Below are 22,946 nucleotides of genomic sequence, written 5' to 3' on the forward strand. Positions count from 1 at the left end.
AATACATAAACTTTATAAAATGGCAACCAAAATCAGATTGCAAAGATTCGGTAAAAAGGGAAAACCTTTTTATCACGTAGTAGTGGCAGATGGCCGCTCACCAAGAGATGGTAAATTCATCGAACGTTTAGGTTCTTACAACCCGAATACCAATCCAGCAACTATCGAAATCGATTTCGACAAAACTTTAGACTGGGTTAACAAAGGCGCACAGCCAACAGATACAGTTCGTGCTATTCTTTCTTACAAAGGAATTTTATACAAAAAGCACTTAGAAGGTGGTGTTAAGAAAGGCGCATTAACTGCCGAACAAGCCGAAGCTAAATTTACTGAGTGGTTACAAGGTAAAGAAGGTAAGATTGAAGGCAAAAAAGATAGCTTAACAAAATCTAAAGATGAAGTTAAGAAAGCTGCACTAGCTGCTGAGGCTAAAAAGAAAGAAGAAATAGCAGCTGCTATTGCTCTTAAAAACACGCCTCCTGTTGAAGAAGTTGTAGAAGAAGAAGTTGCTGCTGAAACTGAAACATCAGAAGAAGCTGCTGCGGAAACTCCTGCTGCTGAAGAAAGCGCAGAAGAAAAAACAGCAGAATAATACAATCATTTAAATCCGCAAGGGTTTGTAATAGCGAAGAATCTCTCAAAGCAGACGATCTTCGCTATTATTGTTTAAAGCCATTATTATGAAAATTGAGGATTGCTTTTATATCGGTTATATCACCAAGACAAAGGGCCTTAAAGGTGAAGTTCAGGTGTTTTTTGAGTATGAAGAGCCGGAAGAGCTTACGCTAAAAACGGTGTTCGCCGATATCAACGGGAAGCTGATTCCTTATTTTGTATCCACCTATAAGCTGCAGAATAACCAAACCGGCCTTTTCTATTTTGACGACGTTGACCATATCGATAAGGCCGAAAAGCTGGTGCGGAAAAAACTATATCTTCCTAATACCGAAAAACCAGAGCGTGATGACAGCGAATTCCTGATCACTGATCTGAAAGGCTTTATTGTTCACGATGAAAAGTTCGGTGAACTGGGCGAGATCATCGAAGTTCATGAATATCCCCAACAGTTTGTGGCAGTAGTTCCCTATAAGTTTCGCGAGATCATGTTTCCGCTGAATGATGACCTGATTGTAGAGATTGATGAGGAGGCAGGCATTTTAAAAGTCGATCTGCCGGATGGATTGATTGATTTGTATATTAATGAATAGTGTTTTTTTGTTTATGTTTCCTTTGAAGTTCTCCAGAGAAAATATGGGTAAGCTACCATCGGATAAACAGCCAGGAATACTCCAGCTGCATTTTCACTGATGAACAAGGATAAGAGGATTCCAACTGTTAGCATGGAAACACCAAGGAAGATGTGGAACCTTTTAAATTTGCTTAAATAAGTTTTCAGGTTAAACTTACCTCTATCTTCTTTACTCATGCTATTATAGCCTGCGAGAAGATGTTTGGCGTTCTTTTCAGTTACAACAAATCCAATTGCAATTAATAACAGACTTATTCGAATGATAGGGATGATCATTTGTTTGAATTTTCGACATCAGAGAATTAACGCTACTGAAATCTAAATATCAGCAATACCGTTCGATGAACGCGACGGCTGCCTCCAATACTTTAAGATACTGCTAGGATCGCGATTCTCAAATCTCATATCTGATATCTCACATCTCCCTTCTATCTTTGTAACATGCGTTTTGATATAATCACTGTACTCCCCGGCTTGCTTGAAAGTCCTTTTGCACATTCTATCCTGCAGCGGGCGCAGCAAAAGGGTCTGGCGGAGATCGTAGTTCATAACCTGCGCGATTACAGCACGCACAAGCAAAAAAGTGTCGATGATTATCAATATGGCGGTGGCAGCGGCATGGTGATGAGCATTGAGCCCTTTGCTGCATGCATTGAAAAGTTAAAGTCAGAACGTGACTACGATGAAGTGATCTTTCTGACACCCGATGGCGAAACGCTGAAGCAAACTATTGCCAACGAGCTTTCGTCAAAAAAGAATATCATTTTACTTTGCGGACACTACAAAGGAATTGATCAGCGTATCCGCGACCTTTTTGTCACCCGGGAGATCTCTATCGGCGATTATGTTCTTTCGGGAGGTGAATTGCCGGCAGCCGTATTAGTTGACGCTGTAGTCAGGCTGCTACCGGGAGTGTTGAATGATGAAACCTCTGCTTTGTCTGATTCCTTTCAGGGAGAACTGCTTGACGCGCCTGTTTACACCCGCCCAGCCGACTGGAGGGGCCACAAGGTGCCCGATGTATTGCTGAGCGGCCATGAGGCGAAGATCGCTGAATGGCGACATGACGAAGCACTCAACAGAACAAAAGAACGGCGGCCAGATTTGTTGGAATAAACACGTTATTCTCAATGTTATGATAAGGTTGAAACCTTGTACGTAAAAAAAAGCTAACAAACATAAATACTGCGCAGGTGTATTCAATTAGCATCGATTTTTTATCTTTCAAAAAAACTTTCATCATTTGAATATAGACCTATCCTCATATTTCCCGATTACGGATCCGGTACTGATCTTTTCTGTAGTACTCTTTATCATTTTGCTGGCACCTATTGCATTCAGGCGTTACAAAGTTCCAAATCTTATTGTGCTGATTGTTGCGGGAGTTGTATTTGGCCCCAATGGCCTCAATATATTGCTGCGTGACCAGAGCATGATTCTATTTGGCACAGTGGGTTTGCTGTATATCATGTTTATTGCCGGATTAGAGATTGATATGAACGATTTTATCCGCAACAAAAACCGCACTTTAGTTCACGGCTTTTTAACTTTCATCATTCCGGCAGCCATGTCCACATGGGTAGGATTGACTTTTTTGGAACTTAACTGGGTATCTTCTTTGTTGTTTGCCAGTGTAATGTCATCCCATACTTTGCTCGCCTATCCTATTATAAGCAGGCTTGGCATCGTTAACAGCCGGTCTGTTAGTACAACTGTGGGAGGAACTATTATCGCCGACACAGCGGCATTATTGATCCTTGCGGTCATTGCAAATTATGCTCATGGTAAACTTGACTATGCTTTTGGCATCCAACTGGTAATTTCACTGGCCATCTTTTGTTTTATTATTTTCTGGGGATACCCGAAAGTATCACGCTGGTTCTTTAAAAACTTTGAGAGTGAGGGCGTATCTCAGTACATATTTGTTCTTGCCCTGGTGTTCCTGGCGGGTTTCTTATCACACCTTGCTGGAATAGAGCCGATAATTGGCGCCTTCCTGGCCGGTCTGGCATTAAACAGAATGATCCCGCATAGCTCCTCGCTGATGAATCGCATTGAATTCGTCGGTAACGCTATCTTCATTCCTTTTTTCCTGATAAGTGTCGGAATGCTAGTCAACCTTTCTATCGTATTCAAAGGAACCACCGCGTTGGTAATCGCCGGAATTATGATCATTACTGCCACGGCTGGCAAATGGATTGCTGCCTGGGCTACCCAAAAGATTTTTCGTTTTTCAGTGCTCGAACGCAACATTATCTTTGGCTTAACAAATGCCAGGGCAGCCGCAGCACTGGCTTCAGTTATCATAGGATTTGAATTAGGCTTGCTGAGCGAAAACATCCTGAACGGCACCATCATCATGATACTGGTGACCTGCCTGATCAGTACGCTGATAGTAGAACGTGCGGGTCGTGAACAGGCGATTGTCGAAAACTCAGCTACGCCGGAGATGCAGGATATAGCCGAGCGGATCCTGGTTCCGGTCTCAAATCCCGAAAGCATTGAAAAGCTTATTGATTTCTCTATCCTCTTAAAAAATCCTAAATCTTCGGAACCCATTTATCCTCTGGTAGTGGTTCCAGATGACCATCAGACTCACGAGAAGGTGATTTCAAGCAATAAAATGCTTGAAAAAGCCACTAAACATGCGGCTGCGTCTGACCGTACTGTCTCGTCTGTCACCCGTGTAGATATGAATATTGCCAGCGGTATAATCCGGGCAATAAAAGATCTGATGATCACTCAGGTAATTATTGGGTGGAATGCACGCCATAGTGCGCAGCAGTGGATTTTTGGCAGTGTACTGGATAATTTGCTCGAGCGGTCGGGGAAGATGGTGCTGGTTACCAACCTGGTGGGTCCTTTAAACAGTATTGAACGTATTATCGCTGTAGTACCTCCAAACGCCGAGTTTGAAACAGGCTTTACTCATTGGATAAACACACTGAAGACGCTGGCCCGCCAGACCGCCGCTAAGATCTATTTTCACGGTAACCCGTCCACACTCAATCAGCTGAAGCAAATATTAGGAGATTCTAAAGTGAAGATCGACGCTGAATATGGTATCTTCAACGACTGGGATAATTTCATCCGGTTTTCTGAAGCCGTACGGGCGGATGATCTTTTAGTGGTGATCAGTGCGCGAAACGGCTCAGTATCCTATAAGTCGATCCTCGACCAGATTCCTAAGCAGCTCGGCAGAAGCTTTTCAGACAGATCTTTCGTAGTTATCTATCCGGAACAACTCGGACCGGAGATTGTTGATCCTGCTTACGTAACAGCGGTCTACTAATCACAGCTTATCTTACAATCCGTGCTCTTGTTGTGCTAATGGTAAACGTAAACGAAAAGTGCTTCCTTTTCCATGTTCGCTTTCGATAGTAAAATCGCCGCCATGCATTTTTACAATCTCCGATGCGATATACAGCCCCAAACCCATCCCTTCATAACTCATCGCTATTTCATTCACCCGGTAAAAGCGATCAAACAGCCGATCTATATCCTCCTGAGCGATTCCTATTCCAAAGTCGGTAACAGTTATCACCAGCTGATTTGAGGTCGCTTCCGCGGAAACTAAAACCTTATCAGCACTTGGCGAATATTTTATGGCATTGGTCAGAAGATTAACCATTACTTGTTCCAGCCGGTACTGGTCGCCTCTATACAAAATGTCAACTGAGTTCTTTAAAATGATCTGGTGTCGAGCAGATAGCTGTTGAACGCTTGAAATGCTATGCATCAGCATGTCGCTGAAAGAAAATTCCGCTATGATAAGGTCTACCTTACCCGAATTGATTTTAGTTACATCCAGCAAATCTTCGATCAGTCTTTCCAGGCGTTTGATGTTATGGTTTGCTTTTAGAATAAAAGGATAATTTCTGGAGGCCTTGTTTGTTGTTTTCTCAAGCAGCTGGTTTATGGCCTTAATATTCGTTAACGGTGTTTTAAGTTCATGACTGACCATGCTAAAAAACTCATCTTTCTTGGCTTCAGTTTCTGCACGTCTTTCTCGCTCCTTGTTTTGGACAACTAGTTCCTTATTCGCAAGAATCAGCTCGGCAGCTCGTTTCTCTTTCTCGCGGCTCTGAAAAAACAATTCTTTTTTGGCAATAATCAACTCTGCGGCTCGCTTTTGCTTTTCGCGGTTCTGGACAATCAATTCTTTATTCGCAATAATTAGCTCATCGGCCCTCTTTTTCTTCTCCCCGGTTTGGAAGAATAGTTCTTGGTTGGCGATAATCAGCTCTGCTGCCCGTTTTTCTTTTTCGCCGCTCTGAAAGATAAGCTCCTGATTCGCAATAATCAGTTCAGCGGCCCGCTTCCCTTTCTCCTCACCCTGATATTGGAGTTCAATATTGGCAAGGATTAATTCTGCGGCACGTTTATCCCGCTCTAACTCCTGGAAATTAAGTTCAATATTAGCAATGACCAGTTCTGCCGCGCGCTTCTCTTTCTCCAGATTTTGGAAATTGAGTTTGATATTGAGCTGCTCGTTTGCAATGATAAGCTCTGCAGTGCTTTGACCCGGTTGTGGGTGTTGAGAGTCAAGTACTTCGGTTGCAGACTGCGACTTATCCGAATGATTGTTTTGGTTCATATTCAGCCCTGATGAGTAAAACGAATGAACATATCAGAACTGTCCGCCCGGATAAAGATAGGCAAAAGGATGGCTAAATGATTTTTCAAACAAAAAGGTTCGCATATTTGTATTAGCAGTTTTAAAATTGCCGTTGCCATTTGTAAGTCACTCTTTATTTGCATGCAGAAATCTGGTGTACGGAATTAATGAATTGCTGCGTAGAGCATTTTTATTTCATTAAATTGTGGAATTCCATCTAAATGTGGAAAAAAAACAATCTTCCTTTTTTAAATTAAAAATTATACCTAATATTGCAATCCGATTTTTAGGGTCTAAAAATCGCATTAAGAGCTTAAAATCATGGATTTAGTAAAATTTGTAGAAGAGCAGGCGGTAGTTAAAAAGACGTTTGCATTCAAAGCCGGAGATACCGTCAGCGTTCACTATAAGATTAGAGAAGGAAATAAAGAGCGTATCCAGATTTATCAGGGAGTAGTTATTCAACGCAACAGTACCGGCGTGAATGAAACTTTTACTGTACGTAAAATGTCTAACGGTGTTGGCGTAGAACGTATTTTCCCTGTAAATTCTCCAAACATTGATAAAGTAGATATTAACAGTTACGGAAAAGTGCGCAGAGCTAAATTGTTCTACTTACGTGAACTTACCGGAAAAGCTGCTCGTATCAAAACCAGAAGAGTATAACTTTATTACATATTTATTGAGCCTCCCTGATTATTTCGGGGAGGTTTTTTTGTTTTTAACCTTAAACCAACCTTGTTGTAATCCGATTTTATTATGCCCACATCAGAACTGCTCAATATCAATATGAAAGAATTGCTGAAACGCTTCGAAGAGAAAAGGCCTGAGATTGTATTTGAGTGGAAAGATTCTGAGACGGAGGCGGAGGGCTGGGTAGTGATTAATTCCTTACGTGGAGGAGCTGCCGGTGGTGGTACCCGGATGCGTAAAGGACTGGATAAGCGCGAAGTTGAGTCACTGGCTAAAACCATGGAGGTTAAATTCACGGTTTCGGGCCCACCAATTGGGGGCGCAAAATCAGGGATCAATTTTGATCCTTCTGATCCAAGGAAGGAAGGCGTTTTAGATCGATGGTTTAAGGCGGTGATGCCACTTTTAAAAAATTATTACGGTACGGGAGGTGATCTTAACGTTGACGAGATTCACGAAGTTATTCCTATGACAGAAAAGTATGGTTTGTGGCATCCGCAGGAAGGCGTGATCAGCGGTCATTACAACGCTCGCGAGAATGAGCGGATTCACCAGATTGGACAACTGCGTTATGGAGTTTCAAAAGTGTTGGAAGATCATAACTTTTCACCAGATGTCAGAAGAAAATATGTAGTGGCCGATATGATCACTGGCTACGGCGTATCAGAATCGATCAGACACTATTATAACAGCTTTGGTGGCGATGTTTCCGGTAAGAGGGCCATCATCCAAGGCTGGGGTAACGTTGGGGCAGCTGCGGCCTTTTATCTGGCTCAGCAAGGGGTTAAAATTGTGGGAATCATTGACAGGGTAGGCGGATTGTTAAAACCTGAAGGCTTCTCTTTTGAGGAGGTACGCGATTTGTTCCTGAAGCGTCAGAATAATACCCTTGTTGCTGATTCTCTCATTCCTTTCAATGAGATTAACGAAAAGATCTGGAATACAGAGGCCGAGATATTTATACCTGCGGCCGCTTCACGATTAGTTTCAGAAGCGCAGGTGAAGAGCCTCATTAAAGCGGGCCTGGAAGTAATCGCAGCTGGTGCGAATGTTCCCTTTGCGGATAAAGAGATCTTCTTCGGTCCAATTATGGAGCACGCCGACGAGAATATTGCCGTAATACCCGATTTTATATCCAACTGCGGAATGGCGCGCGTATTCGCTTATCTAATGGAACGTAACATTGAAATGAGCGATGCTGCTATTTTCAGCGATGCATCAGAAGTGATCCGGGTAGCGATAGAGAAAATTCATCAGAAATCATCTGGCAACACTCAACTTTCTAAAACTGCGTTTGAGATAGCATTAGAGCAACTCGTTTAAACTGATGATGAATTATTCTGTATTTGAACAGGTAATATTAGGAAACACGGTAAAGAGCTACCTGCTTTTTGCCGGTATATTGATTTTTGGCTTACTATTCAAACGGATATTTTCCCGGTTATTAAGCCGTCTGTTGTTCAAGATCTTCGGACGTTTGATTGATGATTCTGATCCCCGGGTTTTCATCTCCATGCTGATCCGGCCGGTAGAATTAATGATCTTGTTTTTTGTTATTTATCTCGCGATAAACCAGCTAAGTTTCCCGCTAAATGAGGTGGTTTTCAGTCGTCACGAAGTTGTCGGCAAAGTTAAGACGCTTTACCAGGTGACACTAATTCGGGTAATTGATAAATTATTTCTATTCCTGTTTATTTTCTCCGCTTTCTGGATCTTCCTGCGCATTATTGATTTCATCGCTCATGTATTTTTACACAGGGCCTCACTTACCGACTCGAAATCTGACGACCAAATGGTTCCTTTCGTACAGGAACTTAGTAAGATACTGACTATTATCTTCGCCATTTTTGTTGTAATGGGTTCGGTGTTCGAACTGAATGTGGCCACCATTATTGCCGGTCTGGGGATAGGTGGTATTGCGGTGGCGCTTGCTGCTCAAGATACTCTCCAAAACCTCCTGGGCTCATTTACCATTTTTGCGGATAAACCGTTCGTAGTCGGTGATCTTGTCAGGATCGACAAATACGAAGGAACAATCGAGAAGGTGGGTTTTAGAAGTACCTTGCTGCGGACCCTTGATAAAACGATGGTGATCATCCCGAATAAGAAGATGGTCGACAGTCCCTTAGAGAATTTAAGTCTGCGGAACTTACGGCGCATGAAGTTTAATGTAGCGCTTGAATACAGTACTTCTGCTCCGGTGATGCTTAAGATAAGTAAGGAAATAGAAGAGTATGTCAACAAGCATGAGGCCACCAGTAATGATACCCTGGTAACCTTTGATTCCTTCGGAGACTCATCCCTGAACCTGCAGGTGCAGTATTTTATCCAGATTGTTGACTATAATGAGTACATGAAGATCCGCCAGGAAATTAATTACGGCATTATGGAAATTGTGACCCGTAATGGAGCCGGATTTGCCTTTCCATCACAAACGGTTTATCATCATTATCCAGAGGGAGGCAAGCTTGCGGAAGGTAAGGAGTAAGAGGTTAGTAATGTCCTCTCAGTGACTGGATCTCCAATATTATTATAGTATTTTCTTCGTAGACCTCGTAGATGAGACAATGTTCCTGTTAATTCTACGAAACCATGAACCTGATAATTCTTATTTTAGTGGTTCAGGTTTTCCGATACCCTTCAAACAAATTTTCCTGAATTGCAATAATTAACGTTCTATCTTTTTTTAGATGGCTTTGTTTGCGGTCTTTTTCCAGTATTTGAGGTCTTCCAGAGCACTCGGAGAATATTATTACTGCAACAGATCTTCTATGGGTATTTTAACACCTTTCCCGATTTTAATGTCCTCTCTGCTCTTTAGTATCTTTTTAACAAACGCGAGGTCATAAGAGCTTATACCCGTTTCGAACTTCGTGTCCAAAGCCTTGGCAATAGCTTTTAGAGCTGCCAATTGTTCTTTGGTTTTAGGATGCATGATTACTGTTTCCATAACCAAAATTTACTGATTTTAATTCTCTGTACAACGGGAGAGTTATGCATTGCACCAAGTTGCTTTTCTTCTCAAACGATTTATCACTAGGGTTCCAGGCGTTAAGCTATAATGTTAAGGAATTGTTTGAATAAGGGTAGGGGGGAATACGATAGCATGTACAATTGTGAGTCTTAATCCTGAAAATCATTTAATCCTGCAAATCCTGATTCAGATTATTGCCCGCATATCGAAGTATTTTACCGGTTACTCGAAAATCACTACCGTTCACCCCTTTAAATTTTTGATTCTGAGAAGTAAGGGTATCTTGAAAAAATTTTCACGATGATTAAATATTTACTGCGGATCAATTCGCTTAGGAACTTCAAAGACATATCTACATCCTTCCGAAAAGTTCAATTGAACACGTTAATTTATTCATCAGTCATTGTTTTGTTGTTTGCTTTAACAGGCTGTGAAAAACAACCAGGTTTCGAGCGTTTGAATGAAATCAGCGGAAACTATAAAATTACCAAAGCAACCTTTTTCAAACAAAGCAGCGTAGGTGACTCCACTTCATATTCCAACTTTGGCACTATGACATTCACAGACTGCAAAAGAAATGGCAGCCAAGCGTGCCCGGGGAACTATAAAATTGGCGCTGAAGCAGAACTCCCGATGAAGGCGAGCTATTTTATAGAGGATGATGCGAACGTTCTGCAATTAAATCTTCTTTCACAATTAGAAGGTGGATGGGATATATCTGGTCGTTATGAAATCCTGGAAGAAACAGATAAAACTCTTGTTTTGAAATCTATTTTCCACGTTTACTTCGATCACACGGATATGGGCTTAGCTATTTTTGAGTTAAATAAGAATTAGATAAGCAGGGAAATATGAATATTACGCCGTCAGCAAAATCCTCTAATAAAAGCTTCATTTAGTCCACCTGCAGATTCTGAATGATTAAAAAATTACTTTATTCCTCATTTCTCCTTATTCTCATCCATCCTGCTGGAGCACAAACCATCAAAGCGCCAGCTATCACCGTCAATGGGTATATCAGTGATGCGGCTTCAGGCGAACGGCTGGCAGGCGCTTCCGTATACAGTTTAACAGAAAAGTCAGGTAGCAGCAGCAATGCTTACGGATACTTTAGTCTCAAACTGGGTAATTCGGAGCAAGCCATGGTCGTGAATATGCTGGGTTACTTACCCGATACGCTTCGAATAAATACTTTAAAAGATACTACCCTGCAAATCCGGTTGATTGCTAAAACAGCGGCACTAGCGGAAGTGACGATTACAGGCGAACTGAAACGAAACCTGGATATCAGCCAGATGAACAAAGTGGGGTTAAGCCCGGCTGAGATCAAAGCGCTGCCGCGGTTTGCGGGAGAGGTAGACGTGGTGAAAGCCCTGCAATTGATGCCCGGCATCCGGGCCGGAAAGGAAGGGTCTGGTGATTTTCATGTGCGTGGTGGTGGTCCGGATCAAAACCTGGTGCTGCTGGATGGCGTACCGATCTACAATTCAGCACATTCATTAGGTTTGTTTTCGGTATTCAATGCGGATGCGATTAAAAATGTGGAGCTGATTAAAGGCGGCTTTCCATCACGCTACGGCGGCCGTTTATCCTCGGTAATGGATATTCGTCTTAAGGATGGTAATAACGATCATTTCAGGTACGATTTCTCCCTCGGTTTGATCTCTTCGCGATTATTGCTGGAAGGGCCGCTTAAAAATGAAAACACGACTTTTATGATCGGCGTGCGCCGTACCTACCTGGACCTGGTGGCGTCGCTGGCGCAAAGCGGTGAGAATGAAAAAGGTACTTATAACTTTTATGACCTGAACGCGAAGATCAGCCATCGTTTCAATGAGAAGGACCGCTTATATTTCAGCATTTATTCCGGGAATGACCGGCTGGGGAGCAAATTCAAGTCAGACGACAAACAATCGATCGACAAAAATTCCATAGGCTGGGGGAACATTACTTCCGCTCTGCGATATAATCACCTATTCAACAGCAAGCTATTCAGCAATCTCACGTTAACGTACACCAATTATAAATTCGGTATTAGTAATAGCTACATCGATAAAGCGGAACCTGCGAAGTACGAATTAAAGTACTCGTCGAAGATTGATGATGCCGGCTTGAAAATTGATTTTGATTACATCCCTTCGAACAACCATTTTATCCGGTTTGGCGCCAACGCCATTTCGCATACTTTCCGACCTAATGTTACCAGTTTAACGATGGTTGAGGATGGGGTTTCGTTAGCAGATACGGCTTTCAACAATAATAATATCCGGGCGCTGGAATATTTTTTATATGGCGAAGATGACATCAGGCTGAGCGACCGCTTGCAAGTAAATGCTGGTTTTCATTTCTCGGGATTTTATGTGCAGCAGAAGAATTACTTTTCCTTACAGCCCCGCCTTAGTCTGAATTATCTGGTCAGCGAAAGCGCTGCACTGCGGGCGTCCTATTCGCAGATGAGCCAGTATATTCATCTTTTAACTACTACCGGATCAGGAAGCCCTGCTGATATTTGGGTGCCTTCCACAAGAGAGATCGCACCCCAAAGTTCCTGGCAAACCACTGCCGGCTTTGCGAAAACGCTGTTGAACGACCGGTATGAACTGAATTTGGATGCTTTCTACAAGGAAATGGAGCATGTAATTGAATACCAACAGGGAGCGGCATTTCTGGACGAAGGCTCTGAAGACGGACTGATCTCTGAATCGACCACTCCGTTTGAAGATAAAGTAGTAGCAGGAGAGGGCTCTGCCTACGGAACGGAGTTGTTGTTTCGCAAGAAGGAAGGCAAGACCTCGGGCTGGCTCGCATATACCCTTTCATGGAGTGACCGAAAGCTACCGGGAATAAACAACAACCAGGTGTACCCATACACATATGATAGCCGTCACAATATTTCCCTGGTGCTTAATCATAAATTGAGTAGGGGGATTCGATTATCTGGTACGTGGGTTTATAACTCGGGGGTTCCGGCAACCATTCCGCTATCTCAGTATAAGTTTTATGAAGAAGGTGGAGGTAACGGCAATTCAATAGAGAATGTAAACGTCAGGAACAATTTTCGAATGCGCAGCTATAACCGTCTGGATCTGGGTATATCCTTTATCAAGCAGAAAAAGCGCGGTGAAAGGAGCTGGAATATTTCGATCTACAATGTTTATAATCGGAAGAACCCGTATTTCATTCAGGCAGGTCAGAAAACCTCCAATGGCAAAACTGAACTTCGTCAATTTTCATTGTTGCCTGTTTTGCCATCGTTTAGTTACAGTTATAGTTTTAAATAGCCTCACCCCAGCCCTCTCCAAAGGAGAGGGAGTTTGATTTTGAAGTAAATATGAAAGCATTATGCACGAGTATAAATTTATCGCTGAGGGCTATAACTGCAACACTTATCTTTTGTAGCTTCTTATTCGCCCTCTCTTCTTGTGAAACGTTTACTGAGATTGAGCTGCCGGAAGAACAACCTCAACTAGTGGTCAATGCTGTGTTTAACGCGGATAGTTTAGTGAAGGTGGACTTGACTGAGAGTCAGTCAGTAAATACTAATGGCTACCGTTTTACTGCCGTTGAGAATGCGAGTATTGAGGTTTTTAAAAATGCGACAAGCGTGGGATTCCTAAGCTACAAGGGGAAAGGACTTTACTTTTCTGCAGCACCGCTGCCGAATGATCCGGGAGCTGAATACAAATTGAAGGTAGTGGCAACTGGCTTTGAAACAGCTGAGGCAACGGAAGTGTTGCCTGAAGAGCCGTTAATTGGGGAGCTTCAAATGATTCCGACCTCCCAGAATAATTCTTCTTATAAAGCTTACAAAGGCAAATTTACTTTGACAGATGCTCCGGAGGAAAACTATTATTTGATGAGAATTTGGATAGTTGAAAAGGACAGGAAAAGCTCAAGATCTCTAATCTATTTTGGGCTCAAGAATACATTGGGCCAGTTTGAGCCCAACGGAATGATATCAAGAGGGGTTTATTTATTTGACGATAAATCATTTAATGGAAAGTCAATCGACTTGGAATTTGACTTTACTCAAGGCTTTTACACCAATGATGCAACGAAATACGAGGTCATGTTTGAACTCGTTAACACTGGTAAAGCTTATTATACTTACCAGTTTGATGTTCAAAAGCAATCAGGGGGAACTTCTGTATTTAATCCGGAGAAAAGCCCGGTGAGTAATAATATCAAGAATGGGCTGGGTATTTTTGCGCCGTACAATTCTGCGGCTTTAGTTTTTGACCTAAAGTAGGCGGTTCTGATTTTTGCCATAAATACACTCTTAAGCGAATCCCCTACTCTATCTCTTACATTTTAATCAGTCATATTCCCTCCTTCGATAACTCGTTCTTAACTATAGTATGTCATATCCAACATCTCCCATTAAAAATAATTTCAAAATTTCATCTTCGCTTCATCTTGCTGCTACAAATTTGTATCAGTAAATAAGAACAACTTTAATCCGAAACTTTAAAGACAGAATTATGAAAACCAAATTATTAGTAGCAGCAGCCATATTATTCAGTGCATCGTCATTTGCACAATCAAGTAACGCTAAAAACGAACAGGGAACAAAAGTTCGTACTGAAGCGAAAGCAAAGGTGGAAGGCGGTAGTAATGGAGAAACCGTGAGCGGAACAGCATCCGCTAAATCCCAGGCATCAGTGAACCGTAAAAATCAAACAGCGGAAGAACGCAGGCAGAATAAAGCCGATCGTGAGGCATCCCGTGAGGCAAGAAAACAGGAGCAAAGAGAACTTGTAGCCGGCGTGAAATCTGACAACGAGACAAGGGTAAACGAACACTCGGAAGATGTAAAAATGAGAATTGAAGAACGCAAGGAACTTTTGATTGAAAACAGAGAGAATGCTAAGGAAGCAAGAGCAGAGGCTAAGGCAGACAGAAAGCAATCTGAGGATGCGATTTTGAAAGCAGATGCAAAAGCAGCCACCAAGATTGAAAAAGCTGATAGAAAAGCAGATAAGGCTGATCGTCCGGTAAAAGTAAAAACCGGAGTAAAAGCAAATACAGACGTTAAATTACGCCGTCCCCGTGTTGGGACAAAAGTACAAGGTTCCGCCGGCCTTGGACTTGGCTTATAATACCGGCTTCCATATATAGTTTTTCAATTCTGCCGCTGATCAGCGGCAGAATTGTTTACTTTGCTCTACACAATGAATAATCGCCGTCTTTATATCTTGGTATTAATAACCCTGGCTGGAATTTTACCTGTCAGGTCTTCGGCAAAAACACTTTCTGGTAGTTTTAGGGTTACATTATCCTCACCAATCGAGATCTCAATTGACTCAGTAATCAAAAAACAGCCTGGCAAAAACGACGAAAAGAAGCAGAAGGGTCAGAAAAAGGGTACAAAGAAGCCGGAGATAAAGGAAGTACCCAAATCAAAGCGTCAGCTAAAGCCTGCTGCAGTTAAAACAAAGATCAAAATTCCGGTGAAACGGGTTAAACCGGTGATAAAAAAACCCGTTCGTTTAATTCGTAAAAATTTAGGCATCTAATTTTAAATAATACAGAGCATGAAGTATCTATACGCTTTACTCTTATGTTGCGGGTTTACTACCCAGGGCTGGACACAGCAGGATTCCCTGCCGAAATCATCGTTAACTCTTGCGGCCATTTATGGCAATACCGCCAACTACTTCGGCCAAACAACTGCTGAAAAGCTACCCTATATTTTATCCCACGCCGCTTACAAGCTAAAGGGTGGACTATTTTTTTCTGCCAGTGCATTAACCCTACTCAATAATGCCAATGGTGTCGCCGCGGTAGATCTTTCTGCAGGCTACGGATTTACTCCTTTAAAAAATGTAGAAGGAAGCATGAGCTACACACGTTCATTTTACCAAAAGAACGCACCCCTTCTACAAGCCTCTAACGAGAATAATGTGAACGGCGAATTGTCATTTACACATTTTTTGCGGAGTAGTTTGAGCGCCGACTACGCTTTCGGTACACAGAGCGATGTGTTTGTTTCTTTTACAAACTCTAAATTGATCAGCCTGGGAAGCCTTAGCGACAATGATTTCATTTCACTGGAACCCACTGTTAGTGTAATTGGCGGTTCACAGCGTTATTATCAGACCTATACTACTGAAAAAGAGCGGCGAAAAAAATTACTGGATCCCTTATTTCCCGGTTCTCCGCCACCAAAAACCGAAACCACTACCGTCGAATCAACTAAGTTTGATGTTTTGGCTTATACATTCAGTCTGCCACTTGCCTACAACCGAACGAATTATACGATTGAAGCAAGTTACCAGGCCACTCTTGCCAGCAAGAACATGGTTGAGGGTTCTGATAAACCCGTTTCTATATTTAATCTGGGCTTTTACTACATGTTTTAACCGAAAGTTTTGAAGGTACTTATTGTCGAGGATGAAAAGACGCTTGCCTACGAGGTAGAAGCATTTTTAAAGAAAGCATTTTACTTGTGTGATCTGGCCCATAACGGTCGTAAGGCCCTGGAGATGCTCGATCTAAATCTTTATGACTTTATACTGCTCGATCTGGGTCTGCCTGATACCGATGGACTAACTCTGTTGCAGGAGGCTAAGAAATTCAATCCCGATGCTGCGTATATCATCCTAACCGCAAGAGGTAACATTGAAGATCGCATAAAAGGTCTCGACCTGGGCGCAGATGACTACCTCCCAAAACCCTTTTCTTTGCCTGAATTGCAATCGCGCATGCAGGCTATATCACGAAGGAAGTTCGGGGTTAAGAACGAGGCCATACCTATTGGCGAATTTCAAGTCGACTTGCAGAACAGAACTCTATTAAATAAGAATACCGAAGTGGAGCTTACCCGTAAGGAGTTTGATCTGCTTAGTTATATGCTCCTTCACAAAAACAGGGTGCTTACCCGTATGCAGTTAAGTGAGCATATCTGGGGTAGCTTTAGCGATGATGACAGCGACTCGAATTATATCGATGTACATATCAAGAACATCCGGAAGAAGCTGAGTATCCATGCATCTGTTGACTGGCTGGAAACGGTTCGGGGCGTAGGCTATAAGATCAAAAAACAGGCGTGAAACTATTTACCAAGCTTACTCTTTTTATTACGCTTTCTAAGCTGGCCATTGTACTTCTATTTGTACTTAGCCTTCCGTTTTTAGTTGAAGAAATTGCTTCGGAATTCACTAACAATTACCTTCGGCAGCAACAGCAGAAGGTAAAAGAGGTTATCGATAAGAACGGCATTGATTTTTACCTTGAGGGTGACGAGTCATATGGTAGCTATACCTTGCTGAAAGAGGAATATATTGCTTTGGAGGCTACGGACAAAGCCACTTCGATTGACACCATTGAAAACACACAGAGAGTTATAGAATCAGATACCTTAAATTATCGTGTTCTGATGCATACCTTTAAGGCTGGTAATCAGCAATATCTGCTCGAGATTGGAAAAACCACAGCAACCATAAGTCAGTATAACAAACCGCTACAACGCATTGCCTCCTATGTGCTGATTGGCCTGATTATATTAACCCTTATTGCAGATCTTGTTTTCACCCGGTTCTTGCTGGCTCCGCTCGGGAAGATCATTAAATCAAAGCTGATCAATCGTCGATTTCCTTTTCGCGATAACAGTCCGCCGGTCAAGACCTCCACCTCCGACTTTAAGTATCTTGACAGCTCGCTGATCCTGCTAATGGACCAGGTGCATGATGCTTTCGAGAAAGAACGTGAATTCACGGCTAATGCGTCGCACGAGTTAATGACTCCGATCAGTATCTTACAAAATAAGATAGAGAACCTCTTGGACGATTCTGAGGTGAATGAAGTACTGCAGCAGCGCCTGGTTGATATGCAGCGCACTCTTGATCGGCTGAAGAAGATAGTCCGCTCGTTATTGCTAATATCGAGAATAGAGAATGAGCAGTTTGCCAGGTCCGAAAGCTGGAATGTTAAAGAACTGTTTAGTTCTTTGCTGGAAGAGATTGGTCACCGGATGGAAGAACGGCAGATCTCTGTGGAAATTGAATTGAACGGTGCAACCACCTGGACACATGTAAACCGCGATCTGATCTTTCAGCTTGTTTATAACCTGGTTAATAATTCGATAAAGTACAATAAGGTAAAGGGACACATTAAAGTACGAGAGGTTATTACGAAGGGTCAGTCGTACCAGCTAATAATCGAAGACTCTGGAATCGGCATCGCTGAAAATGATGTTCCGGCTATTTTCAACAGGTTTAGAAAAGCCAATCCGGGAGAAGGTGGAGGCTACGGTTTAGGTCTGTCAATTGTTAAAAGCATTGCCGATTATCATCAGGTCGCTATTGCTGTTGAATCGAAGGTTGGTCAAGGAACACGCTTCACATTAACCTTCCCTAACGCCATAATTAGCAATTGATCAGACAAGGAAGGCGTCTGCCTCCCGATAAGATTTAATGAGCAACAACTCCCCCTCTTTACCAGGTTTCGAGTTACCATGCTCCATGCCCAGAATACCTTTGTAGCCTTTACTGTGAATGTATTTGAAGATATTCTGATAATTTAACTCTCCAGTGCCTGGTTCTTTTCTCCCGGGATTGTCGCCAATCTGGATATATGCGATCTCGTCCCAGCAGAGGTCAATGTTTTTGATGACGTTACCCTCATTGCGCTGCATATGATAGATATCGTATAATATCTTACAGGATGGGCTATTCACTGCCTTACAGAGCATGTAAGTCTGGTCTGAGTGTCTCATGAAAAGTTCAGGGGTATCGCTTAAAGGTTCAAGCACCATCACCAAACCGTGCGGTTCAAATATCTCGGCGCCGATGCGCAGGGCGTCAATTACATGGCTGGTTTGAATGTCCATAGGAAGGCTGCGGTCGAAAAAGCCCGGCACAACGGTCGCCCATTTAGCGTTACAGCGCTTGGCGGTATCTATTGATCGTCGACAAGCATCAGCAAAACGGTCTTTAAATTCCTTTTTACCGCTTGCTAAAGATACCTTCCAGTTGTCACCTGCATCGACCACAAACACGCCCATTTGCATGTTTAGTTTTTTAAGCAAGCTTCCGATTTGTTCTTGTTCAGCTACCGGGCGTTGAAGCATGCCGTTATCTTCAATGGCGTTGAACCCCTGGCTGTGCATATACTGAATCTGGTCAAGGAAGCTTTTACCTCCATGGCTGGCAAACATTCCATCGTGGGGCGCATAGTTCATGTTAAAGCCCTTTGTCTGCTTTGTCTGACTGTTGGCAAAAGATAAGGGTGCCGCAGCCATACTTAGACCTGCCAGAACACTCGAGTGGATGAAGGTGCTTCTTTTCATAGAGTTATATCGTTGAATACCTGACTAAGATAGAAAATGAATTTAACCTTACACAACAAAGCCCCGCTCATTTCTGGCTGGGCTTTATTGTTTTTATGTATTAGTTCTTTTTAACCTCTTTGCTTTTTGTTTCTGCAGAAGCGGTTTTCTCTTTGGCATCTTTGCTGCAGCATTTATCAGCTTTTTTACATTCCTTTTTGGCTTCGGCTTTTGCTGTAGTCTTAGGTGTGGTTTGCGCTGTTGCCAGGCTTAATGAGGCAACAAAGGCTAATAGAGTAAATAATTTTTTCATGATTGATTGGTTAGTTACTTAAAAATAAAAGAATGAACCAAAAGTTGCGGCTATTTGTCCAATCCAGAAGATGAACATCCACTTGATAACTTCTCCTTTATTATTAGCCACGGCTTCTTTTACATCAGAAATATCCTGCTTAGTGGCCAATACTTTTGTGCTATCCTGAACCTCTTCTCTAATCTTGCTTTCTATATCTTGAGTTAAATTTCGGCAGTTTCCTTCCCTACTTTTTCTGAGAGCAAATCATATAGCTTCGTTAAGGAAACTGTACTCATAAAACTCTTAAGCTTTTAATTCGGCAAGAACGGTTATGCCGCCTTTAACAGTATCCCCTAATTTAACATTAATTTCTGTTCCGAGTGGTAAGAATACATCAACCCTTGATCCAAATTTAATGAACCCAAACTGTCCTCCTTGCTCCGCCTGATCGCCTTCTTTAGAGTAACAAACAATCCGACGGGCCATAGCCCCTGCAATCTGTCTGAATAATACGGATATCCCTCGTTCATTTTCTACTACGACAGTAGTTCGTTCATTCTCAGTGGAAGATTTAGGATGCCATGCTACTAAAAACTTACCAGGATGGTATTTGAAATACTTCACGACGCCGCCAATTGGATAGCGGTTCACATGCACATTGATCGGTGACATAAAGATCGACATCTGGATCCTGCGATCCTTAAGAAACTCAGTTTCTTCGGTTTCTTCAATTACCACTACTTTCCCGTCGGCGGGACATATCACATGCGAGTCGTGGCCAGACACATTAATACGGGGACTGCGGAAAAATTGCAGTATGATAATGAAAAGCACGAATGAGAACGCGTAGGCAGCCCAGTGCAACCAGGTAGAGTCTGGCAGAAAAAACTGCACCAGGGCATTTAATACAAATATGAATAAAATGCAAAGTGCTATAGAGGTATATCCTTCTTTATGGATCGTCATCGTTTCAAATAAAAATTACTGGTTTAAGGCTTCTGATCTAAAAGGATAATCCTGTACGACTCGTGGATTAAATTCTTCACTTTCTTACCAGTTTGCAAAAATAGCAGATTTTGCGACTTTTAGCAGCATTATGGATTAGGTTTCCGAGGGCGTGTAATCAGCACGATAGATATCTTTCAAATTACGCCCCAGGCCTTTATAATCGAGCCCATAGCCAACAACGAACTCCTCAGGAATTTCAAACCCTACATAGGTAATTTCTTCGATATCTTCTTTCAGGGATTTTGGTTTTAAAAGGAGGGTGCAGACACAAATAGAAGCGGGATTCTGTTCCCGGATCATATCAATTACATAACGCAAAGTGGCGCCACTATCCACTATATCCTCAACGATAATTACATCGCGATCTTTCAATTCCATTTGCAGACCTATATCCTTTTTTATTACACCCGTATTTTTATCGCCATCGTATGACGATACTTTAACGAAGGTAACTTCCGAAGAAATGGTCACTTCTTTCAGCAAGTCGGCCAGAAAGATAAAACTACCGTTCAACACTCCCACAAACACAGGAACACGGTTATCATAGTCTACATTTAGTTGAATACCGATCAACCGTGTACGTTTCTTTATCTGATCGTACTCGATCAGCAAATTGAAGTCTTTATCGTCTATCTGAATATGCATTTAATCCGTTTTACAAGCCATCGTTCTTCTTTCTTTCCCTTTCAAGGCGGCGCTGCTCGCGCCGTTCCCTTCTAAGCTCGGCAGGGGTCTTTTCCCTAATCGCCGGATTTGTATCTGGTTTGCTTTCCCGGGTTTTGACACTATCAGGTTTACGCTTTCCGAATATCTGATCCAGGAAACTGCCAACATCGCTTTCTTCTTCATCAAATTCAATGAGCGTGTCAGTTGCTAACGAATCGGTGACAGGGGTCCCGCGTCTTAAACTTTCCTTCAACCTGACTGCGTAAAAACCGTACACATTAGAATCGGGCTGGGCAAGTCCCCGCTTGGCCATCAGTCCACCAATAAGTCTGAAGTAACCACGTAGGCCCGTTCGTAAGCTACCGTCTCCCTCAAAGAAGTTTAAACCCGATTTAGGTCGGGGGACGATGCTGGCCAGGAAGATACTTTCACCGAGATTTAATTGCGAAGGGTGTTTAGCAAAGTAATGCCTCGAAGCTTCACCGATCCCATAAACATTACGCCCCCATTCGATTAAGTTTAAGTATACCTCAAACATTCTCTGCTTGCTTGACATATGACTATTTTCTATGATCCAAACAATCAGGATTTCCTCAATTTTGCGGGCAAGCGTCTTCTGCCGGTTAAGATAAACGTTTTTTACCAGCTGCATAGAGATAGTGCTGCCACCGCGTTTAAATGCTTTCTCTTTAAAATTAGTTGCAATAGATTTCCGGATAGACTCTTCAACAAAACCATTATGACTATAAAAGGAGGGATCCTCGGCGGTTAAAACAGCGTTTCTTAATAAAGGTGAAATTTGATTGATGGGTGTATAATCTGGATTTGTTGGTCCAATCATGATTTTTCTCATGGGCTTTCCATATTCGTAAGGCGTGTAGAAAAACTGACCATTGATTTTTTGAAAATTGCTTTTTCCCCAGCTGATCACCTTAAAGTTTTTGTTATTCAACCTCGAATCAAATACCACCTTATCAGGATGTTTAGAATTGAGATGAAAGTTCATATCGTACTGAAGCTTACCCGATACCTGCATTCCTTCAAGCGATTCAAATAACCCCTGCGGAAATGAATTGAAAAGCTGCTGTGCGTCAAGCTCGTTGGTATGGAGTTTTAATTCGTAGATCTTTTCTGGACTTAGAGTGTATTTGATAAACGGGTTTGCTTGAATGTTCTTGATATGAATGACCGAGGTGCTGTCAATAGCTACATAATTCTGACCGAAAATCATATCCGCATCAATTGAGCCTTCCGGTAGGATAATGTCGTTAGCGGCAATTCGCGGATGGTTTACCAGGAGATTCTGGACAGCCCATGAGCCGGAGATCTTAAAGACGTCTCCATCTTTACGCACCCGCTTCATCTCAGTTCTGATCGTATCGAAGTTAAGCTTCAAACCGTATTCTTTTTCAATAAAGGGTAGCTCCACTTTTTTGCCATCAGCGTAAAGCATCAGGTTTAACTGCTTATCCGAGGGATGGACTTCGCCGTCTACATGCCATACCGACTCTTTACCATTTACATTGATAGTGGATTTTACTTCGCCATCTACAATAGTGGCTGTTGGTGTAAACAGGTTAAAAAAGCTCGTATCGTTAGTGAACTTAATTTCCAGGTTTTTGACATCCATGTCATCCGGAATCTTATAAAGCATCTGGTTCAAAAGATTGTTAGCCAGTTCACCCAGATTAACTTTACGACCTGTGCTTACCGTATCCGCGCTTTTCTTACGGAAAAGAAAATCATAATTGCGGATACTGTCTTTCTTGGTCAGGTTCACCCAGACATTACTGGTTTTAACTTCGGCAAGTTTGATGTCCCCGAAAATGAGGGGTAGAAGCTTGATGCCCACTCTAAATTTTTCAATATAGAGGAGGCTGTCGCGATTCTCAGGAACTACAGAAATATTTTCAAGATCGATGGTGCGCAAGCCAGCAAACCGGGCACTACCAACCTTCATATTGAGATTATAATCTCTTTTCGCTTTCGATATAGCACGTTCTATACCCGATTGCAGCAGAGCTTCGCGTTTGTTATAAGCTATAAGTCCGCCTATAAAAACTAAGATCAAGATACCAGCTAATACAATTCCGATGATTTTGAGGTATTTAGATGGGATCTGCATAGATGGCTTATTTCAATAGTATAAAGGAAGAACGCTTTAAAACGTTTTTA

The 22,946-nt window shown here is 42.3% G+C and carries 23 protein-coding genes; 15 read left to right on the forward strand and 8 right to left on the reverse strand.

Going from position 1 to position 22,946, the window contains the following annotated elements; genetic code table 11:
* The first annotated feature begins 19 nt into the window (after positions 1–19).
* Together AC1MCB_RS16085 and rimM are read left to right on the forward strand one after the other, a co-directional pair.
* Positions 20–592 carry a 30S ribosomal protein S16 gene (locus AC1MCB_RS16085; RefSeq protein ID WP_479965733.1) on the forward strand — a complete coding sequence of 191 codons (573 nt, stop codon included), beginning with the start codon at positions 20–22 and terminating at the stop codon, positions 590–592.
* A gap of 88 nt (positions 593–680) precedes the next feature.
* On the forward strand, positions 681–1,208 hold the full coding sequence (rimM, locus tag AC1MCB_RS16090) for a ribosome maturation factor RimM (protein WP_479965734.1): 528 nt from the start codon (positions 681–683) through the stop codon (positions 1,206–1,208).
* An 11-nt stretch (positions 1,209–1,219) separates the two neighbouring features.
* Here the strand turns inward: rimM and AC1MCB_RS16095 are convergent, their stop codons facing one another.
* Positions 1,220–1,525 carry a DUF3784 domain-containing protein gene (locus AC1MCB_RS16095; RefSeq protein WP_479965735.1) on the reverse strand — a complete coding sequence of 102 codons (306 nt, stop codon included), beginning with the start codon at positions 1,523–1,525 and terminating at the stop codon, positions 1,220–1,222.
* Between the two features lie 165 nt (positions 1,526–1,690).
* Here AC1MCB_RS16095 and trmD point away from each other — a divergent pair, with 165 nt between their 5' ends.
* A complete protein-coding gene (gene trmD / locus AC1MCB_RS16100; RefSeq protein WP_479965736.1) occupies positions 1,691–2,365 on the forward strand; it encodes a tRNA (guanosine(37)-N1)-methyltransferase TrmD in 675 nt (224 codons plus the stop codon).
* A 127-nt stretch (positions 2,366–2,492) separates the two neighbouring features.
* Positions 2,493–4,541, forward strand: coding sequence for a cation:proton antiporter domain-containing protein (locus AC1MCB_RS16105; RefSeq protein ID WP_479965737.1), 2,049 nt, complete (start codon positions 2,493–2,495; stop codon positions 4,539–4,541).
* 12 nt (positions 4,542–4,553) lie between these two features.
* Here the strand turns inward: AC1MCB_RS16105 and AC1MCB_RS16110 are convergent, their stop codons facing one another.
* Positions 4,554–5,846, reverse strand: coding sequence for a sensor histidine kinase (locus tag AC1MCB_RS16110; protein ID WP_479965738.1), 1,293 nt, complete (start codon positions 5,844–5,846; stop codon positions 4,554–4,556).
* A gap of 342 nt (positions 5,847–6,188) precedes the next feature.
* Between AC1MCB_RS16110 and rplS the strand changes: the two genes are divergently transcribed.
* The 3 genes from rplS to AC1MCB_RS16125 all read left to right on the forward strand — a co-directional run bounded on the left by rplS (position 6,189) and on the right by AC1MCB_RS16125 (position 9,048).
* Positions 6,189–6,533: a 50S ribosomal protein L19 gene (gene rplS, locus AC1MCB_RS16115; protein ID WP_479965739.1), complete on the forward strand. Its 345-nt coding sequence runs from the start codon at positions 6,189–6,191 to the stop codon at positions 6,531–6,533.
* Between the two features lie 93 nt (positions 6,534–6,626).
* The gene (locus AC1MCB_RS16120; protein ID WP_479965740.1) at positions 6,627–7,883 is read left to right on the forward strand and encodes a Glu/Leu/Phe/Val dehydrogenase dimerization domain-containing protein; all 1,257 of its coding nucleotides are present in this window, start codon (positions 6,627–6,629) and stop codon (positions 7,881–7,883) included.
* Between the two features lie 4 nt (positions 7,884–7,887).
* Positions 7,888–9,048 carry a mechanosensitive ion channel family protein gene (locus AC1MCB_RS16125; protein ID WP_479965741.1) on the forward strand — a complete coding sequence of 387 codons (1,161 nt, stop codon included), beginning with the start codon at positions 7,888–7,890 and terminating at the stop codon, positions 9,046–9,048.
* Between the two features lie 264 nt (positions 9,049–9,312).
* Here AC1MCB_RS16125 and AC1MCB_RS16130 read toward each other — a convergent pair whose 3' ends face one another.
* Positions 9,313–9,510 (reverse strand): DUF2683 family protein, encoded by a 198-nt coding sequence (locus AC1MCB_RS16130; protein ID WP_479965742.1) that lies wholly within the window; start codon positions 9,508–9,510, stop codon positions 9,313–9,315.
* A 324-nt stretch (positions 9,511–9,834) separates the two neighbouring features.
* Here AC1MCB_RS16130 and AC1MCB_RS16135 point away from each other — a divergent pair, with 324 nt between their 5' ends.
* From AC1MCB_RS16135 to AC1MCB_RS16170, 8 genes are all read left to right on the forward strand, one after another.
* Entirely contained in the window at positions 9,835–10,371 is a 537-nt protein-coding gene (locus tag AC1MCB_RS16135; RefSeq protein ID WP_479965743.1) for a hypothetical protein, read from the forward strand.
* A gap of 80 nt (positions 10,372–10,451) precedes the next feature.
* Positions 10,452–12,815 (forward strand): TonB-dependent receptor, encoded by a 2,364-nt coding sequence (locus AC1MCB_RS16140; RefSeq protein WP_479965744.1) that lies wholly within the window; start codon positions 10,452–10,454, stop codon positions 12,813–12,815.
* A gap of 50 nt (positions 12,816–12,865) precedes the next feature.
* Positions 12,866–13,783, forward strand: coding sequence for a DUF4249 domain-containing protein (locus tag AC1MCB_RS16145; RefSeq protein WP_479965745.1), 918 nt, complete (start codon positions 12,866–12,868; stop codon positions 13,781–13,783).
* A gap of 232 nt (positions 13,784–14,015) precedes the next feature.
* Complete coding sequence (locus tag AC1MCB_RS16150; protein WP_479965746.1) at positions 14,016–14,633, forward strand: hypothetical protein; 618 nt, start codon at positions 14,016–14,018, stop codon at positions 14,631–14,633.
* Positions 14,634–14,705: 72 nt separating this feature from the next.
* Positions 14,706–15,050 (forward strand): hypothetical protein, encoded by a 345-nt coding sequence (locus tag AC1MCB_RS16155; protein ID WP_479965747.1) that lies wholly within the window; start codon positions 14,706–14,708, stop codon positions 15,048–15,050.
* A gap of 18 nt (positions 15,051–15,068) precedes the next feature.
* Positions 15,069–15,896, forward strand: coding sequence for a hypothetical protein (locus AC1MCB_RS16160; RefSeq protein WP_479965748.1), 828 nt, complete (start codon positions 15,069–15,071; stop codon positions 15,894–15,896).
* A 9-nt stretch (positions 15,897–15,905) separates the two neighbouring features.
* Positions 15,906–16,586 (forward strand): response regulator transcription factor, encoded by a 681-nt coding sequence (locus tag AC1MCB_RS16165; RefSeq protein WP_479965749.1) that lies wholly within the window; start codon positions 15,906–15,908, stop codon positions 16,584–16,586.
* Entirely contained in the window at positions 16,583–17,911 is a 1,329-nt protein-coding gene (locus AC1MCB_RS16170; RefSeq protein WP_479965750.1) for a sensor histidine kinase, read from the forward strand. Before AC1MCB_RS16165 ends, AC1MCB_RS16170 begins: the two co-directional genes overlap by 4 nt.
* Here AC1MCB_RS16170 and AC1MCB_RS16175 read toward each other — a convergent pair whose 3' ends face one another.
* From AC1MCB_RS16175 to AC1MCB_RS16195, 5 genes are all read right to left on the reverse strand, one after another.
* On the reverse strand, positions 17,912–18,823 hold the full coding sequence (locus tag AC1MCB_RS16175) for a hydroxypyruvate isomerase family protein (protein WP_479965751.1): 912 nt from the start codon (positions 18,821–18,823) through the stop codon (positions 17,912–17,914).
* A 100-nt stretch (positions 18,824–18,923) separates the two neighbouring features.
* A complete protein-coding gene (locus AC1MCB_RS16180) occupies positions 18,924–19,115 on the reverse strand; it encodes a hypothetical protein (protein ID WP_479965752.1) in 192 nt (63 codons plus the stop codon).
* A 285-nt stretch (positions 19,116–19,400) separates the two neighbouring features.
* Positions 19,401–20,063, reverse strand: coding sequence for a phosphatidylserine decarboxylase family protein (locus AC1MCB_RS16185; protein ID WP_479965753.1), 663 nt, complete (start codon positions 20,061–20,063; stop codon positions 19,401–19,403).
* Positions 20,064–20,198: 135 nt separating this feature from the next.
* Positions 20,199–20,750: a hypoxanthine phosphoribosyltransferase gene (gene hpt, locus AC1MCB_RS16190; protein ID WP_479965754.1), complete on the reverse strand. Its 552-nt coding sequence runs from the start codon at positions 20,748–20,750 to the stop codon at positions 20,199–20,201.
* A gap of 10 nt (positions 20,751–20,760) precedes the next feature.
* The gene (locus AC1MCB_RS16195; RefSeq protein WP_479965755.1) at positions 20,761–22,896 is read right to left on the reverse strand and encodes a biosynthetic peptidoglycan transglycosylase; all 2,136 of its coding nucleotides are present in this window, start codon (positions 22,894–22,896) and stop codon (positions 20,761–20,763) included.
* Positions 22,897–22,946 lie beyond the last annotated feature (50 nt).

The organism is Daejeonella sp. AP26 (assembly GCF_056680515.1).